The sequence below is a fragment of the Nonomuraea sp. NPDC003709 genome (assembly GCF_040610775.1).
Taxonomy (GTDB): Bacteria; Actinomycetota; Actinomycetes; order Streptosporangiales; family Streptosporangiaceae; genus Nonomuraea; species Nonomuraea angiospora_A.
On the sequence record NZ_JBEXMW010000001.1, the window covers coordinates 194,936 to 209,474 of the forward strand.

Consider the following 14,539-nt stretch of genomic DNA (forward strand, 5'->3'; position numbering starts at 1 on the left):
CACCATGTTTGACACCCTCGCGGCCAACATCGCCCTGGTTCTGGTGTTCATCCTGATCGGGGGGTTCTTCGCCGCCGCCGAAATCGCCATGGTCTCCCTCCGGGAAAGCCAGGTCCGCAAGCTCTCCCAGCGGGGCCGCCGCGGCGAGCGGGTGGCCAAACTCGCCCATGACCCCAACCGCTTCCTGTCCGCCGTCCAGATCGGCGTCACCGTCGCCACCATGTTGTCGGCCGCGTTCGGCGCCGACCGGCTGGCCGCGCAGCTCGTGCCCGTGCTGGAGCAGTGGCAGGTGCCCAAGGCCGTGGCCCCCGTGCTCGGCCTCGTGCTGGTGACGCTGGCGATCTCGTACGTGTCGCTCGTGCTCGGCGAGCTGGCGCCCAAGCGCCTGGCGCTGCAGCGGGCCGAGGGGCTGTCGTTGTACGTGGCGCCGTTCCTCGACCGGATCGCGTCCCTGTCGCGGCCGATCATCTGGATGTTGTCGAAGTCCACCGACCTCGTGGTCCGGCTGCTCGGGGGCAATCCGGATGCCGACCGCGAAGAGGTCACCACCGAGGAACTGCGTGACATGGTGGTCGGGCACACCGACCTCACCGCCGACGAGCGCAAGCTGATCGCCGAGGTGTTCGCGGCCGGGAAACGGCAGCTCAGGGAGGTGATGCTGCCGCGTACCGAGGTCGAGTTCATGGACGCCGAGACGCCGCTGGACGAGGCGGCCCGCCTCGCGGCGGGGCTGCCGCACTCGCGCTTCCCCGTCTATCGGGAGACGTACGACGAGGTCATCGGGTTCGTACACGTACGGGACCTGCTGGACCCCGAGCTCACCGGGCGGACCGAGCCGATCGGCGCGGTGGTGCCGATCCGCGTGGCCAAGTTCGTGCCTGCCTCGAAGCGGCTACTCAGCACGTTGAACGAGATGCGCGACGAGGGCCAGCACCTGGCGATCGTGGTGGACGAGTACGGCGGCACGGCGGGCATCGTGACCCTGGAGGACCTGGTCGAGGAGCTGATCGGGGACATCAGGGACGAGTACGACGAGGAGGAGGACGTCGTGGTCCTGCCCGCCGGTGAGATCGAGATCGACGGCCTCACGAACCTCAACGACTTCGCCACCGAGACCGGCATCAGATTGCCGGACGGCCCTTATGAGACGCTTGCCGGATTTGTCATGGCGATGCTGGGGCATGTGCCGGTCGTGGGGGAAAAGGTGGAAATATCGGGTTTTGAGATGACTGTCACAGAGCTGGACGGGCGCCGTATCGCCAGGGTGAGAGTGAAACGCGGCCCGGCGGTCGAGTCGCCGCCCGAGCAAGATTCCTGACACAATTACGTGCTATGGCCAGACCTCGTGTACTCTCCGGCATCCAGCCCACAGCGGACTCCTTCCACCTGGGCAACTACCTGGGTGCCGTCCGTCAGTGGGTTGCTCTGCAGGAGACCCACGACGCCTTCTACTGCGTGGTCGATCTCCACGCGATCACCGTGCCGACCGAGCCCGCCGCGCTGCGCCGCCGCACTCGCGTCGCCGCCGCCCAGCTCTTCGCCGCGGGCCTCGACCCGGAGCAGTCCACGGTCTTCGTGCAGTCGCACGTACGTGAGCACACCGAGCTCGCCTGGATCCTGATCTGCCTCACCGGCATGGGCGAGGCGGGCCGGATGACCCAGTTCAAGGACAAGTCGGCCAAGTTCGGGGAGAGCGCGGCCAGCGTCGGCCTCTTCACCTACCCGATCCTGCAGGCCGCCGACATCCTGCTCTACCAGGCCAACCGGGTCCCGGTGGGCGCCGACCAGAAGCAGCACCTGGAGCTCACCCGCGACCTGGGCCAGCGCTTCAACCACCGCTTCGGCGACACGTTCACGCTGCCCGAGCCGTACATCCTCAAGGAGGTCGAGAAGATCACCGACCTCCAGGACCCCACGGCGAAGATGTCGAAGTCCTCCTCGAGCCCCGCCGGCATCCTCGACGTCCTGGAGCAGCCCGGCCCGCTGCGCAAGAAGGTCATGCGGGCGGTCACGGACACGGGCTCGGAGGTGCTGTTCGACGAGGAGAACAAGCCGGGCATCTCCAACCTGCTCCGCATCCAGTCGGCCCTGACCGGCACCCCCATCCCCGACCTCGTGGCCCGCTACGAGGGGCAGGGCTACGGCACGTTCAAGAAGGACGTGGCGGAGGCGGTGGCGGACACGTTCACGCCCATCAGGGAGCGCACGGAGAAGCTGCTGTCGGACGAGGCCGAGCTCGACCGCCTGCTCGCCATCGGCGCCGAGCGCGCCGCGGCGGTGGCCAAGCAGACCATGGCCGAAGTTCGTGACAAGGTCGGCTTCCTGCCCACGCTGTAGGTCGCGCGGCTCCACCCACCCGTTGCCCGGTCACCGGGTGGGCCTGCTGGAGCCCGCCCCGAGCGGTCCTCGCTGTCGCTCGGGCTGCCCTTCCTCGGGCGGCCTTCGGCCGCGCTATCGCCCGAGCGCGGTTCGTCGACCATGGGGGCACGGGCACCTGCTTCGTACCACCAGGTCGCTGACCAACAGCGCTCAGCCGCCGGCGGTTCCACATCGGCGTTCCCCTGCTCTGCGTGACAGTCGACAGCGGGGTGGCTCGTACGCGCACGAGCCACCCCTCATCACGAGATCACCCGAAGATCAGTTGAAAAGGCCGGAGGACATCCAGCCGGGCGTTCCGGGCAGCGGGGAGACGGGCTCCCTGAACGTCTGGACCTCGGCAGGTGGGACGGCCGGGCAACGGGTCCCCGGTGCCGGGAGGGTCCGCGAGATCAGGTAGGTGTCGACGGCCCCCGTGGTGCAGGCTCCGCGTCCGTAGGCGATGTGGCCCCAGCCCTCGTACGTGAGCAGCCGGCCCGACCGGCCCAGTTGCTGGGTCGTGCTGAGGGCCCACGGATAGACGGTGGCCGGGTCGTGCAGGGAGTTGAGGACCAGCAGCGGCGTGTTCGTCCGCACCTTCAGGCGGTGCTGCGGGTTGGGGATCGGGTCCGGTTGGCCGAGGCATGAGATGACCGGGCCGATCGCCAGAGGGCTGTAACGCATGTCGGGGGCGATCTTCGCCAGGCGGCGCAGGTGCTTGCCGAACTCGCGGTAGTCGCGTACGGGCAGCCGGAAGTCCAGGCAGAAGACCTGGAACGGGTTGGGGCTGACCTCCTGCGTCCGGTTGATCGCCAAGGGGAACGCGCCCGGGCGCGGGGTCTCACCGGCCTCCAGATCGGCGAGCAGTTGGGAGAGGGGCTGCCAGTTGGCCGGATCGTAGAAGGCGCCCAGGGCCTCGCGGATCAGCATGAACGCGGTTATCTTGGTGTCCGGCTCTCCCGGGACGGGCAGTTCGCCGCGGTCGGCGCGCTCCAGCAGCCCCTTCCAGATCGATCTGACGTCCTTGCCGTGCTGGAGGCAGCGGTCGTCGCGGTCGCACCAGGCCACGAACTCGTTGAAGGCGTCCTGCGCGCCCCAGGTCTCCGTGTCCATGAAACCCTGCGTGTCCAGGCTGTGGTCCATCGTGCTGTCGAGCACGAAGGCGCGGACCCGTGACGGGTAGCGCTCGGCGTACAGCTGGCCGAGGAGGGTGCCGTAGGAGCCGCCCCAGAAGGTCAGCTTGTCCTCGCCGAGCGCGGCGCGGAAGGCGTCGAGGTCGGCCGCGGTGCTGAGCGAGTCGACGTGGTCGAAGAGCGGGCCGGTACGGGCCCGGCAGTCGGCCCGCAGGCGGTCGTTGTAGGCCAGCATCCTGTCGAAGTCGGCCTGGCTCTTCAGGAGCGGGTCCGGGGCCTGCATCATCAGGTCCGTGGAGCAGACCACGGGGTGGCTGCGGTTGGTGCCTCGCGGGTCGAGGCCCACGATGTCGAAGCGGCGCAGGATCTCGGGACTGAACGTGTGCGGGCTGCCGAAGACCAGCCTCACCCCCGATCCTCCGGGGCCGCCCGCGCCCAGCACGAGCGCGCCGATCCTGGCGGCGGGATCGGTGGCCTTGCGGCGGGCCACACCCACCTCGAACGTGCCGCTCGACGGCCGGCTCCAGTCGATGGGCACGGTGAGCGTTCCGCATTCGACGCCCGGCTCTTCCGGGCACGGCGCCCACGAGATCGTGTCCCGTGGCTGCGTGGCCTGCGTGGTGGCGGCCGAGACCGGCGTGAGTAAGGCGAGCGGTGAGATGAGTCCTAACAACAATGCGGTGAGTCTTCGCATGCTCTGATCTTCGACGGCCTCCGGACGGGTGTGAATCGGGCGCAAGTATGGACCGGCGGCTCCTTCGCGAGGACGACGGCCCTGGGTCTTTGGTCCTATGCACCGGTTTCCATGAATTCCGGAGGTTTCGATGTAGCGGACACGCCGCGATACGCTCGCGGCGTGTCCGACGATGCCACCGCGCAACCTCCGTTACCGGAGCTCACCCGGATCCTGATCGGTCCGCCTGGCAAGGTGCTGCTTCCCCTGGTCGTCCTGCTCGCGCTGATCATCCTGAACCACTGGAGCCTGCCGGGCGGCGGTCCCTTCCCGCTGGTGTTGATGGGCTTGCTGCTGGGGCTCGCCACGGTCGTCGTCTGGACCGCCCGGTTCCTGGTGGGCCTGCTGCGTTCGGACGGCCGCGCCGGGCTGCGACGGCACTGGCTGCGCTGGGCGTGCGCGCCGGTCATCGGGGTGGCCGTGGTCGGCCTGGTGTATACCGGCCTGCCGTTCGCTGCCCGGTTCGCGTTCTCGGAGGCGAGCCTGGAGCAGCTCGCCCGGACGGTCGCCTCGGAGGACGAGGCCGGCGGGCACGACGACCAATGGGCGGGGCTCTACCCGTTGACGTCGATCGAGCGGATCGAGGGCGGGGCTCGTTTCCTGGTGAGCGGCACAGGGTTCCTCGATGGGTACGGCTTCGCGTGGAGCCCCGGCGGTGAGCCGCCGGACGAGTCCCACACCGGATACACGCATATCCGGGGCCCCTGGTACGTATGGGAGAGCCGGTTTTGAGAGCCCCCGGAACGCCCGGCTTCTGGGTCTACCTGGCTGCCGCGCAGCTGATTCCCGCCTGGTACGTCTCCGGGGAGATCGGCTGGCTCGTCGCGCCCGCCGTCGCGCTGCTCGCCATGATCGCCGCCGTCATCCGGGCGTACCAGGACGCGGCGCACCTGCGAACCGCCGAGGATTCACCACCGGACGAGCAGTAGGGGTGCCGTTCACCAACATCTCCTGGCAGTGCTTCACGCAGCACGGGCGCTTCCCACACGGGTGATGTTCGACGACTTCACGCCCGAAGAGCGAGGCGAGCCGCTCAGGCTGCTGGTGAAGGTGGCCGATGCCTTGCGTGACTGGCCAAGCGCATCGAGCACCTCGCCGCCACCCTGGACGGCGTTCAGTTGGGCGAGGCAGGCCGGAGTGGCGCCAGAGATCGAACAACGGGTCGCCACCTTCTGCGTGCCTACTCGGGGACGGGGAGCCGCGGCGCCGGGAACAGATCGCCGACCAGCAGCGTCGCCGCTTGCGTGGCGATGGCGAGGATGTCGTCGTCCGTGGCTTCGGTGCCCTGGGCGGCCAGCACGGCGTTGTGCACACTGAGCAGGGCCATCCGGACGCGCAGCCGGTCGGTCAGCGGCGCGTCGGGGCCGAGGAGGAGCTGTGTGGCCCTGCCTATCCGTTCCAGCGGGCCGCCGTCCCGCAGCGGCATCACCTTGCGCAGGGTGGCATGGTTGGCGGCGGCGAACCGCATGACCCGCAGTCCCCGTCCGCCGCTCAGAGCGATCCAGCGGCCCAGGAACTCGGAGGACAGCTCCGGGGTGAGCGCCTGGCCTGCGGCCCAGTCCAGGAGGTCGTCGAGGGCGCGCATGTTGTCTTGGAAGAGGCTGAGGATGATCGCCTCTTTGCTGTCGAAATGGTAGTAGAGCGCCGCCTTGGTGATGCCGATCTGTTCGGCGATCTCGCGCATCGAGGTGGCGTCGTAGCCGCGCTCGGTGAACAGCGACAGCGCGGCCTGCTGGATCTCGGCCCGCGTCTGGCTGCCCTTGCGTCGCGAGGCCGTCGCCTGTTCCGTCTTTGACATCGCTCTTCTTGCTCCCAGGCTCAGCTCTCCGGAGAGTCTACACCCACTTGCTTACCGGCCGGTCAGCAAGTAGCTTGCTAACCGGCCGGTAGGCAACCACTCCGCCGGAGGCGACTGGGGTCGTCGTGATCGAGGAAGGAAGGGCTGGCATGAGTTTGCGAGTTGTGGGAGCGGGATTTCCGCGTACGGGGACGACGTCGCTGAAGGCGGCGTTGGAACGGCTGCTCGGGGCGCCCTGCTACCACATGCGGGAGCTGTTCGGGCGGCCGGACGACGCCGCGGTCTGGCGCGACGCCTGCGCGGGTGTCATGCCTGACTGGCGGCGATTCCTCGCAGGATACGCCGCCGGGGTGGACTGGCCGATGTCGTGGTTCTGGCGGGAGTTGTCCGCCGAGTTCCCGGACGCGCTGGTGCTGCTGTCCCGGCGGGAAAGTGCCGAGCGCTGGTACCAGAGCATGGACCGGACGGTGCTGGAAGGGGCGCGCCGCCTGGCGCGCGGCGACTTCGCCGGCGCGCGGCCGCCGATGGACGCCGGTGGCACCCCAGAGCAGGCCCGCGCCATGGAGGAGATGATCCGGGCCCTGTTCGGCGGCGCGTTCGGCGACCCCCACGACCGTGACAAGGTCGTCGCGGCCTACGAGCGGCACCTCGCTGAGGTCCGCGCCACCGTGCCGGCGCACCGGCTGCTGGAATGGCAGCCGGCCGACGGCTGGCAGCCCTTGTGCGCCGCACTCGACCTCCCGGTTCCCGACGAGCCGTTCCCGCACGAGAACACCACAGCCGACATACGGGCCCGGATGAGCGACCTCGGCGGGCAATGACCTCAGCGACGCGTCAGATGCCGGCGAGGAGGGACGGCCGGGCAATTGCTTACCGGCCGGTTAGCAAGTAAGCTTGCCGACCGACCGGTAAGTTCTATTGCATCGATGGGAGCGCAATGATGGCAGGAGACAGCGCGACGAGTCCCCCGGTGGCGGGGCAGCAGGCCGGACTGGGGTTCAGCCATCGCCAGATCCTCGTGACCATGAGCGGCCTGGTCATCGCCATGATGCTGGCGATGCTGGACAACATGATCGTCGCCCCTGCGCTGCCGACCATCGTCGGTGATCTGGGCGGCCTGAACCACCTGGCGTGGGTGACCACCGGCTACGTCCTGGCCTCCACCGTGGCCACGCCGATCTGGGGCAAGCTCGGCGACCTGTATGGCCGGCGCATCGTCTTCGTCGCCGCCGTGGCGCTCTTCCTGCTCGGCTCGGTTTTGTGCGGGATGTCACAGGACATGGCGCAGCTGATCGGCTTCCGCGCGCTGCAGGGCCTGGGAGCGGGCGGCCTGATGGTCGGCGTGCTGTCGATCATCGGTGAGATGATCCCGCCGCGGGACCGCAGCAAGTACCAGGGCGTGATGATGGCCGCCATGCCGGTGGCGATGATCGGTGGTCCGCTCATCGGCGGCTTCATCACCGACAACCTGAGCTGGCGCTGGGCCTTCTACGTCAACCTGCCGCTCGGCGCCATCACCCTGGTCCTGTGCTGGATCACCCTGGCCAAGCTGCCCAAGGGCACCGGCAAGGCCGTGATCGACTGGTGGGGCACCGCGCTGCTGACAGTGTGGATCACCGCACTGGTGCTCATCACCAGCTGGGGCGGCACCCAGTATGACTGGAGCTCGCCGCAGATCCTCGGCCTGGCGGCGCTGGCAGTGGCCGGGTTCGTCGCCTTCGTGATCGTCCAGCGGCGGGCAGCCGAGCCGATCATGCCGCTGCGAGTCTTCAAGAGCCGCAACTTCTCCCTCGCCGGCGCCGTCGCCTTCATCTCGGGTTTCGCCATGTTCGGCGCCACGGGCTTCCTGCCGCAGTTCCAGCAGTTCGTCCAGGGCTCCTCGGCCACCAACAGCGGCCTGCTGCTCATGCCCATGATGATCGCCGCGATGATCGTCAGCCTGGCCGGTGGCTCACTGATCAGCAAGACCGGGCACTACAAATCGCTGCCCATCATCGGCTCCATCCTCGTCACCGTCGGCCTGGCACTGTTCGCCACCGTGGGCCTCGGCACCACCACCACGATGACGGCCCTCTACATGGTGGTCCTCGGCGCCGGCATGGGCGCGCTGATGCAGACCAGCACCCTCATCGCCCAGAACAGCCTCGACCTGCGCGACATGGGCGCAGGCACAGGGGTGTCGACCTTCCTGCGCAACATGGGCAGCTCGCTCGGCGTCTCCCTGCTCGGCGCCGTCTACACCAGCCAGCTGGCCGACTCCCTGGCAGCCGCCGGGCCGGCCGGGCAGGGCGTGGCCGCCTCCGCCGTCTCCATGACCCCGCAAACGCTGCGTGCCCTGCCCGAAGCAGCCCGGCACCTGTTCCAGCAAGCCGTCACCGACGGCATCACCACCCTGTTCACCTGGGGCGCGGCGGTGACCGCCGTCGGCGTCATCCTGGCCCTGTTCATCCGCCAGGTCCCACTGCGCAGCGCCGCCGCACCGGCTGCCAGCCCCGACTCCGAGCCGGTCGCGGCCGGTAGGTGAGGCCATCCGCCGCCACCGGCCGGTACCAGGCAACGCCCACGACAGCGAGGCGATACGGCACCCAGTAGTCGTGCGGCCTTAGCGGTGCTAAATTTGCCTTAGCGACGCTAAGGGGGTGGCTGATGATCAGCGTGATGACGGCCGACGGGACCGAGGCGCGGGCCATCGACGAGGGGCAGGGGCCGATCGTTCTCGTTCTCCATCCCGGCCTCGACGACGGCTCGTCCTGGCGGGAGGTGGCCGCGCGGCTCGCCGCGCGCCATCGGGTCGTGCGGCTGCACCGGCGGCGGTACCGGCTCGATCTCGACGGCGCCTCCTGCACGGTCGCTCAGGAGGTCGAGCACGTCCTGGCCGTGGCGGCGGCGCTGGGTGGCGGGCCGATGGTGCTCGTCGGGCATTCCTCGGGCGCCGTGATCGCGCTGGAGGCCCTGGTGGCCGACCCGTCGGCGTTCGCGGGGACGGTCCTGTACGAGCCGCCCACGGTGATCGGGGCGCCACTCGGCGGGCCGCACGGTGAGGTGCACGCGCGGGCTCGGGCGGCGATCGCGGCCGGTCGGCCGGGGAAGGCGTTGAGGGTCTTCCTGCGGCGCTCCGTGCGGGTTCCCGCGTGGGTGGCGTTACTGGCCGGGGTGTTCGTGACGGTGGTGCCGAGGATGCGGGCGCTCGTTCCGTCGCAGATCGAGGACAACGTGGGCATGGACTCGCTCGGCGTGCGGCTCGACGCCTACTCGGGGATCGAGGTGCCCACCGTGCTGCTCGGCGGTGATCGCAGTCCGGCGCATCTCGGGGAGCGGCTCGACGCGCTGGAGCGGGTGATGCCGCGGGTGGAGCGGGTGGTGCTGCGCGGGCAGGGGCACGCCGCCCACGCCAAGGCCCCCGATCAGGTCGCCGCCGTCATCGACGCCTTCGCCGGTGAGGTGCTCGGCCGATCCGGTTGTTGAGGTGCGCCCGGTCGCCGTCGCAACTGAGACACAAGTGGATCACCAGTGGGCTCTGTGAGGCTCCGCGAGGTAACCGAAACCGCGTCGCAGGAGACACAGATATGAGGAAGAAGGCGTCGTCCATCGCGGCAGCCGCCCTGACCGCGCTGGCGGCCGTGACCGTGGCGGCTCCCGTACCCGCGTCCGCCGCGGCCGTGACGATCAGGGTCGAGCGCGCCGGTGGCGAGACGGTACGGGAGTGGATCGACCCGTACACCTGTCCCACGAACCAGGTGCTCACCGGCCGCTCGCACAACGGCGACGAGAACGCCCGCACCACCTACTACTGCAGCTTCATCCTCATCAACGGCGAGCAGGCCCAGGTGTACCTCGGCGACTGGACCGCCCGCCAGAAGGAGAGCAGGTCCGACTACAGCGCCCCCGACCACCAGGCGGTCGCCGGCAGGTGGCACGAAGGCGACGAGAACGGCTACACGAGGTACCGCGCCGCCACCATCTACTGGCGGGGCCAGCGGGTGCTGTTGGCCAACGGGGACATCAGCGGTGAGTACAGGGAGAGCGCCCACACCTGGCACGCGGACGAGAACAAGGTCATGACAGGTCGTCTGCACAACGGCGACGAGAACGGCAAGACCTACTACCGGTTCGCCACCGTGACCGTCGCGGGCTGACCCCGCCGACCGCCGCCGACCTCGAAGCGGCGGCGATCCGCTGACCGTCGCGCCGGGCGGCGCAACCGATCAGGCTCGGCCGGTCCCGAAGTGGTTCTCGTCCTTCGGCAACCCGGGAATCTTGGCCGCCCTGCGCGTGATCACACTTCGAAAGGAACCCGAGACAATGAGAACGTACGGCAAGGCCCTGTCCGTCGTCGTCGTGGCCGCCGCCCTGTCGGCCGCCACCATGGCCACTCCCGCATCGGCGGCGGTGACGATCGAAATGGAACGCATCTACAGCGAAACCGTGTGGGAATGGACGGGCGTCCAGTTCAGCTGCCCGCCGAACCAGGTGCTCACCGGACGCTCGCACTACGGCGACGAGAACGCCCGGACCACCTACCACTGCAGCCGCATTCTGATCAACGGCGAGCAGGTCCAGGTGCACGCCGGAGACTGGACCTCCCCGCAGAGGGAGAGCAGGTCCGACTACAGTGCTCCCGACAACCAGGTGGTCGTCGGCAGATGGCACCAGGACGACGAGAACGGCGACACGAGGTACCGCAGCGCCGCGCTGTACTGGCAGGGACAGCAGGTGCGGTTGCGTGACGGGGACATCACCGGTGAGTACACGGAGAGCAGCCACAGCTGGCAGGCGCGGTACGGCAAGGTCATGACCGGTCGTGTTCACTACGGGGACGAGAACGGCAAGACCTGGTACCGGTACTCCACCGTGACGTTCGCAGGCTGATCTCCCGCGCGGGTCCGGCTCGATCGCGGTGCCGGCCGGCCACGGCGCAGGCCCTCGTCACACGCTCCGGCCGGCAGGCTGAGGGATGAGGTCCCGGAGCGGTCAGGCGCGCGCCCACCGGTCGTCGTTCAGTTTCTCCGTGTCCCGCGGTGGAGCCGGAGCAGGGCGCGCAGGGCCGCCAGGCTGGGGCGGGTGAGGTGGGTGTCCCCGTGGGTGGCGGTCCAGCCTGAACGATCCCGCTGGAACGACCACCCGGGGAACTCCCGTGTTGCCTCCTGAAGCAGTCGTTCCATGACGAACTCGGCACTCGGCGCTGTGGTCATGAACACAGCGTGTCACCCACACCCCGCTCCGTGACGAACTCCGGCCGCAGAACTCCCCGTTCATCCGGCCCGAACTCTCAGTTCGCGATGCCGTGGCGCTCGGCCAGGTAGCGGACCTCCGGCGCCCACGACGGCCGCGCGCGCCGCGCCAGGGACCGCACCATCTCCCTCAGCAGCAGCTTGTGGTCCAGCTCCTCCGGGCATTCGCGCTCGATCCGCAGGAGGTGGAGCAGGCTGGCGGCGTCGTCGCCCACGTCCTCGCAGGCGCGGGCGACCTGGCTGAGATGGGTGGCGCGCCGCTCGATGGACGGCGTGTGCCGCAGGTCGATGTCGTCGGCGATCTGCAGCACCGCCTCCGGCCGCCCCAGGTCGTTCTCGATGCTGGCCATGTGGATGGCGACGTTGGTCGGCCCGAAGAAGGCCAGGTCGTAGACGTCGGCCCCGTCCTCGACGCGCTGCGCGAGCCGCGCCGCGGGCCCGCGGACGATCTCCCTGGCCTCGTCGTCGTCGCCCCCGCGCGCCGCGCCGATCGCGGTCAGCAGGTGCAGCGCGCCGAGCGCCTTGACGTGGCGGTCGTCGCCGTCGGCGACGTGGGGTTCCAGCAACTCGATGCCGCGCCGGCCGATGTCGTACGCGATCTGGTGCATGTCGTCCGACAACATCGACTGCCCCAGGCTCCAGTACGCCCACGCCCGGATCAGCGGATCCCCCGACTCCTCCGCGAACCTCATGGCCCGGTCCGCGGCCAGATGCGCGAGATCGACCCGCCGCAGGTGCTTGAGCACCCCCCTGGCCAGCATGTACGCGTCGGACGCGACGCGGTGGGCCTGCGGCGTGTCCGCGAGCGCGAGGTTCTCGGCGTCGGAGATCAGGGACGGCAGGGACGCCATCAGGATCGAGTAGCGGTGCGCCGAGGTGAACCAGGCGCTGCGGGCCGCCGCCACCCGTTCGGAGAGCTGTTCGGCGTCGGGCGGCTCGATGTCGGGCTCCAGCGAGCGCCACGTGAACAACGCCCGCTCGATGTCGCTGATCTGCGGCCGGCTGGGCTCATGCGAGTCACGCGGGGTCTCCCCCAAGAGCACGGCGGTGCGTACGCCCAGCACTTTGGCGATCTCCCGCAGCAGGGGGAGCGAGGGGGTTCGTTTGCCGTGCTCGATCAGCTCGATGTGCCTGGGGGTGCAGCCGGACTGGGTCGCCAGCGCGGTGGTGCTCATGCCCCTTCGTTCGCGCTGGAGCCTGATCATCTGCCCGGTGGCTATTTCGGACATGGACGTGCGGCCTCCTGGGTGGGTCCCGACATCCCACAGGCTAGGGCTCCAGGAGATCGCCTGTCCTGGATTCAGCCCTGCTCAGAGGAGCTGCCGGAGCGCGCGTGATGCTCCAGGAGGCGGGCCAGCAGACCTGACAACTGCTCGCGTTCCGGTTGGCTCAAAGGGGCGAACAGCTCGTCCTGAAGGCTCGCGATGAGCGTGTGCAGCCGTCGTACCTGCTGGATCCCCTCGGGGGTGATGGTGATGACGTTGCGGCGGCGGTCGGCGGGGTCGGGGGCGCGCTCGACGAAGCCGCGCTCCGCGAGCTCGTTGATGACGGCGACCATGTCGCTGCGGTAGATGCCGGTGCGCCTGCTCAGCTCGGCCTGGCTCACCGGGCCCGCCTCGCGGAGCGCGACGAGCGCCGCGTAGTGCCACTTTCGGGCGTCGACAGCGGCCAGGCCCTCGTTGACCAGCCGGTCGGCGTGCATCGCGACCAGCGACAGCGTCCGGCTCGGCAGGAGCCGCAGCGCTGCGGGGGTGGCCCTGAGGTCGTCCGTCATGCTCCCGATGATAGTCCCTTGCGTTAGTGGCACTAACGATGTACGTTCGTTAGTGTCATAAACGTTAGTCGCACTTACGAAATGAGAACCGTCATGCCGACGATCGACGTGCTCGACTCGACCATGTACTTCGAGGACTCCGGCGGCTCCGGCCTGCCCTTCGTGTTCCTGCACGGGAATCCGGCCTCGTCCCATGCGTGGCGGAAGGTGCTGCGGGGGCTGGACGGTCGCCTGCTCGCCCCCGACCTCATCGGCATGGGGCGCTCGGGGAAGCCGGACATTCCCTACCGGTTCGGCGACCACGCCCGTTACCTCGACACGTGGTTCGACGCGCTCGGGCTGGAGGAAGTGGTGCTCGTCGGGCATGACTGGGGTGGCGCGCTCGCGTTCGACTGGGCCGCCCGTCACCCGGAGCGGGTCCGGGGGGTGGCGTTCATGGAGAGCATCGTCCGCACGATGAGCTGGAGCGACCTGGGCGAGGCCCCGCGTGCCCGCGCCGAGATGCTGCGGAGCGCCCAGGGGGAGGCGCTGGCGCTCGACCAGAACTTCCTCGTGGAGACGGCGTTCTCGGGCGGCGTGCTGACGAGCCTGAGCGAGGAGGAGAAGGAGCCGTACCGGGCGCCGTACCCCACCAGGGAGAGCAGGCGGCCGCTGCTGGAGTGGGCGCGGTCCCTGCCGCTGGACGGCGAGCCCGCCGACGTGGCCGAGCGGGTCGAGGGTTACGGGAAGTGGCTCGGGGCCAGCTCTGACGTGCCCAAGCTGCTGCTGACCTTCGACTCCTCCCCGACGCTGCTGATCGGGCCCGAGGCGGCCGCCTGGTGCGCCGCGAACATGGCCGCCTTGGAGGTCGAGCACTGCGGCCCGGCCGGCCACCACGCCTCCGAGGACCAGCCGGAGGCCATCGCCGCCGCGATCGCCGGCTGGGCGGCCCGCCACGGGTGGCGCGCGGGCACGTCCTGAGCGGGGGTCAGCGGAAGCGGCGGCGGCCGAGGCGGGAAAGGACCTCGCGCAGCGCGTCGGCCGCCTCGCGCACGACCTCGTCCGGGATCCCGCCCGCCACCTCCTCGGTCGCCCGCCCCGAGGCCACCAGCGCGGCCTCCGCCACGCGCTGCCCCTCTTCGGTGAGCTGCACCCAGCGGCTGCGCGCGTCGCCCGCGTCGGCCTCGCGCTCGACGTATCCCGCCGCCGCCAGCCGCTGCAGCACGTTGCTGATCCCGCCCGACGTCAGGAACAGCGCCTTCGACAGCTCGCTCGGCTTCATCCGGCACGCCGGCGCCCGGCTGAGCGCGGCCAGCACGTCGAACTCGGCATACGTCAGCCCCAGCTCGGCCAGCTCGGCCTTGATCACCTGATCGAACAGCAGATGGAGCCGCGCCGTCCGCTTACTGAGCTCCAGGGCGGCGATGAGCGACGGCGACAGGCCCGCGTCCTTCCAGCGGGGGACCAGCGCGTCGACCTCATCGTGTGTCACGCCATCGAGGATACCTGTCACAATATTGCTTTTCGAAAAGCTTC

16 protein-coding genes are annotated in these 14,539 nt (G+C 69.6%); 10 read left to right on the top strand and 6 right to left on the bottom strand.

Features of this window, described 5'->3' with window-relative positions; all coding sequences use genetic code 11:
• Positions 1-4: 4 nt before the first annotated feature.
• Both ABZX61_RS01005 and trpS read left to right on the top strand, forming a co-directional pair.
• Positions 5-1,318, top strand: coding sequence for a hemolysin family protein (locus tag ABZX61_RS01005; protein WP_355190452.1), 1,314 nt, complete (start codon positions 5-7; stop codon positions 1,316-1,318).
• 14 nt (positions 1,319-1,332) lie between these two features.
• Entirely contained in the window at positions 1,333-2,337 is a 1,005-nt protein-coding gene (gene trpS / locus ABZX61_RS01010; protein WP_350731256.1) for a tryptophan--tRNA ligase, read from the top strand.
• A 300-nt stretch (positions 2,338-2,637) separates the two neighbouring features.
• On the opposite strand, the gene ABZX61_RS01015 is transcribed toward trpS, so the two are convergent.
• Positions 2,638-4,182, bottom strand: a complete 1,545-nt coding sequence (locus ABZX61_RS01015) for an alpha/beta hydrolase (protein WP_355190454.1) — start codon at positions 4,180-4,182, stop codon at positions 2,638-2,640.
• 162 nt (positions 4,183-4,344) lie between these two features.
• Between ABZX61_RS01015 and ABZX61_RS01020 the strand changes: the two genes are divergently transcribed.
• On the top strand, positions 4,345-4,953 hold the full coding sequence (locus ABZX61_RS01020) for a hypothetical protein (RefSeq protein WP_355190456.1): 609 nt from the start codon (positions 4,345-4,347) through the stop codon (positions 4,951-4,953).
• On the top strand, positions 4,950-5,150 hold the full coding sequence (locus ABZX61_RS01025) for a hypothetical protein (protein WP_355190457.1): 201 nt from the start codon (positions 4,950-4,952) through the stop codon (positions 5,148-5,150). Before ABZX61_RS01020 ends, ABZX61_RS01025 begins: the two co-directional genes overlap by 4 nt.
• Before the next feature lie 251 nt (positions 5,151-5,401).
• Here the strand turns inward: ABZX61_RS01025 and ABZX61_RS01030 are convergent, their stop codons facing one another.
• Entirely contained in the window at positions 5,402-6,019 is a 618-nt protein-coding gene (locus ABZX61_RS01030) for a helix-turn-helix domain-containing protein (RefSeq protein WP_350731263.1), read from the bottom strand.
• A 149-nt stretch (positions 6,020-6,168) separates the two neighbouring features.
• On the opposite strand from ABZX61_RS01030, the gene ABZX61_RS01035 reads away from it, so the two are divergent.
• The 5 genes from ABZX61_RS01035 to ABZX61_RS01055 all read left to right on the top strand — a co-directional run bounded on the left by ABZX61_RS01035 (position 6,169) and on the right by ABZX61_RS01055 (position 10,888).
• Positions 6,169-6,840 carry a sulfotransferase family protein gene (locus ABZX61_RS01035; RefSeq protein WP_355190459.1) on the top strand — a complete coding sequence of 224 codons (672 nt, stop codon included), beginning with the start codon at positions 6,169-6,171 and terminating at the stop codon, positions 6,838-6,840.
• A gap of 116 nt (positions 6,841-6,956) precedes the next feature.
• On the top strand, positions 6,957-8,543 hold the full coding sequence (locus ABZX61_RS01040; RefSeq protein WP_355190461.1) for an MDR family MFS transporter: 1,587 nt from the start codon (positions 6,957-6,959) through the stop codon (positions 8,541-8,543).
• 122 nt (positions 8,544-8,665) lie between these two features.
• A complete protein-coding gene (locus ABZX61_RS01045; RefSeq protein ID WP_355190463.1) occupies positions 8,666-9,484 on the top strand; it encodes an alpha/beta hydrolase in 819 nt (272 codons plus the stop codon).
• Positions 9,485-9,585: 101 nt separating this feature from the next.
• Entirely contained in the window at positions 9,586-10,155 is a 570-nt protein-coding gene (locus tag ABZX61_RS01050) for a hypothetical protein (RefSeq protein WP_350731270.1), read from the top strand.
• 166 nt (positions 10,156-10,321) lie between these two features.
• On the top strand, positions 10,322-10,888 hold the full coding sequence (locus tag ABZX61_RS01055) for a hypothetical protein (protein ID WP_355190465.1): 567 nt from the start codon (positions 10,322-10,324) through the stop codon (positions 10,886-10,888).
• A 128-nt stretch (positions 10,889-11,016) separates the two neighbouring features.
• Here the strand turns inward: ABZX61_RS01055 and ABZX61_RS01060 are convergent, their stop codons facing one another.
• From ABZX61_RS01060 to ABZX61_RS01070, 3 genes are all read right to left on the bottom strand, one after another.
• The gene (locus ABZX61_RS01060; protein WP_355190467.1) at positions 11,017-11,211 is read right to left on the bottom strand and encodes a hypothetical protein; all 195 of its coding nucleotides are present in this window, start codon (positions 11,209-11,211) and stop codon (positions 11,017-11,019) included.
• A gap of 77 nt (positions 11,212-11,288) precedes the next feature.
• The gene (locus ABZX61_RS01065) at positions 11,289-12,479 is read right to left on the bottom strand and encodes a helix-turn-helix domain-containing protein (RefSeq protein ID WP_350731276.1); all 1,191 of its coding nucleotides are present in this window, start codon (positions 12,477-12,479) and stop codon (positions 11,289-11,291) included.
• A 71-nt stretch (positions 12,480-12,550) separates the two neighbouring features.
• Complete coding sequence (locus ABZX61_RS01070; RefSeq protein WP_355190469.1) at positions 12,551-13,024, bottom strand: MarR family transcriptional regulator; 474 nt, start codon at positions 13,022-13,024, stop codon at positions 12,551-12,553.
• 81 nt (positions 13,025-13,105) lie between these two features.
• Between ABZX61_RS01070 and ABZX61_RS01075 the strand changes: the two genes are divergently transcribed.
• Complete coding sequence (locus ABZX61_RS01075; RefSeq protein ID WP_355190471.1) at positions 13,106-13,984, top strand: haloalkane dehalogenase; 879 nt, start codon at positions 13,106-13,108, stop codon at positions 13,982-13,984.
• Positions 13,985-13,991: 7 nt separating this feature from the next.
• Here the strand turns inward: ABZX61_RS01075 and ABZX61_RS01080 are convergent, their stop codons facing one another.
• Positions 13,992-14,495, bottom strand: coding sequence for a MarR family transcriptional regulator (locus tag ABZX61_RS01080; protein ID WP_355190472.1), 504 nt, complete (start codon positions 14,493-14,495; stop codon positions 13,992-13,994).
• Between the last annotated feature and the right edge of the window lie 44 nt (positions 14,496-14,539).

What these genes read in the sequence shown, in the direction of transcription:
- ABZX61_RS01005 (WP_355190452.1), top strand. Translation starts at nt 5, where the DNA reads ATGTTTGACACCCTCGCGGCCAACATCGCCCTGGTTCTGGTGTTCATC.
- trpS (WP_350731256.1), top strand. Translation starts at nt 1,333, where the DNA reads ATGGCCAGACCTCGTGTACTCTCCGGCATCCAGCCCACAGCGGACTCC.
- ABZX61_RS01015 (WP_355190454.1), bottom strand. Translation starts at nt 4,182, where the DNA reads ATGCGAAGACTCACCGCATTGTTGTTAGGACTCATCTCACCGCTCGCC.
- ABZX61_RS01030 (WP_350731263.1), bottom strand. Translation starts at nt 6,019, where the DNA reads ATGTCAAAGACGGAACAGGCGACGGCCTCGCGACGCAAGGGCAGCCAG.
- ABZX61_RS01035 (WP_355190459.1), top strand. Translation starts at nt 6,169, where the DNA reads ATGAGTTTGCGAGTTGTGGGAGCGGGATTTCCGCGTACGGGGACGACG.
- ABZX61_RS01040 (WP_355190461.1), top strand. Translation starts at nt 6,957, where the DNA reads ATGATGGCAGGAGACAGCGCGACGAGTCCCCCGGTGGCGGGGCAGCAG.
- ABZX61_RS01045 (WP_355190463.1), top strand. Translation starts at nt 8,666, where the DNA reads ATGATCAGCGTGATGACGGCCGACGGGACCGAGGCGCGGGCCATCGAC.
- ABZX61_RS01050 (WP_350731270.1), top strand. Translation starts at nt 9,586, where the DNA reads ATGAGGAAGAAGGCGTCGTCCATCGCGGCAGCCGCCCTGACCGCGCTG.
- ABZX61_RS01055 (WP_355190465.1), top strand. Translation starts at nt 10,322, where the DNA reads ATGAGAACGTACGGCAAGGCCCTGTCCGTCGTCGTCGTGGCCGCCGCC.
- ABZX61_RS01060 (WP_355190467.1), bottom strand. Translation starts at nt 11,211, where the DNA reads ATGACCACAGCGCCGAGTGCCGAGTTCGTCATGGAACGACTGCTTCAG.
- ABZX61_RS01065 (WP_350731276.1), bottom strand. Translation starts at nt 12,479, where the DNA reads ATGTCCGAAATAGCCACCGGGCAGATGATCAGGCTCCAGCGCGAACGA.
- ABZX61_RS01070 (WP_355190469.1), bottom strand. Translation starts at nt 13,024, where the DNA reads ATGACGGACGACCTCAGGGCCACCCCCGCAGCGCTGCGGCTCCTGCCG.
- ABZX61_RS01075 (WP_355190471.1), top strand. Translation starts at nt 13,106, where the DNA reads ATGAGAACCGTCATGCCGACGATCGACGTGCTCGACTCGACCATGTAC.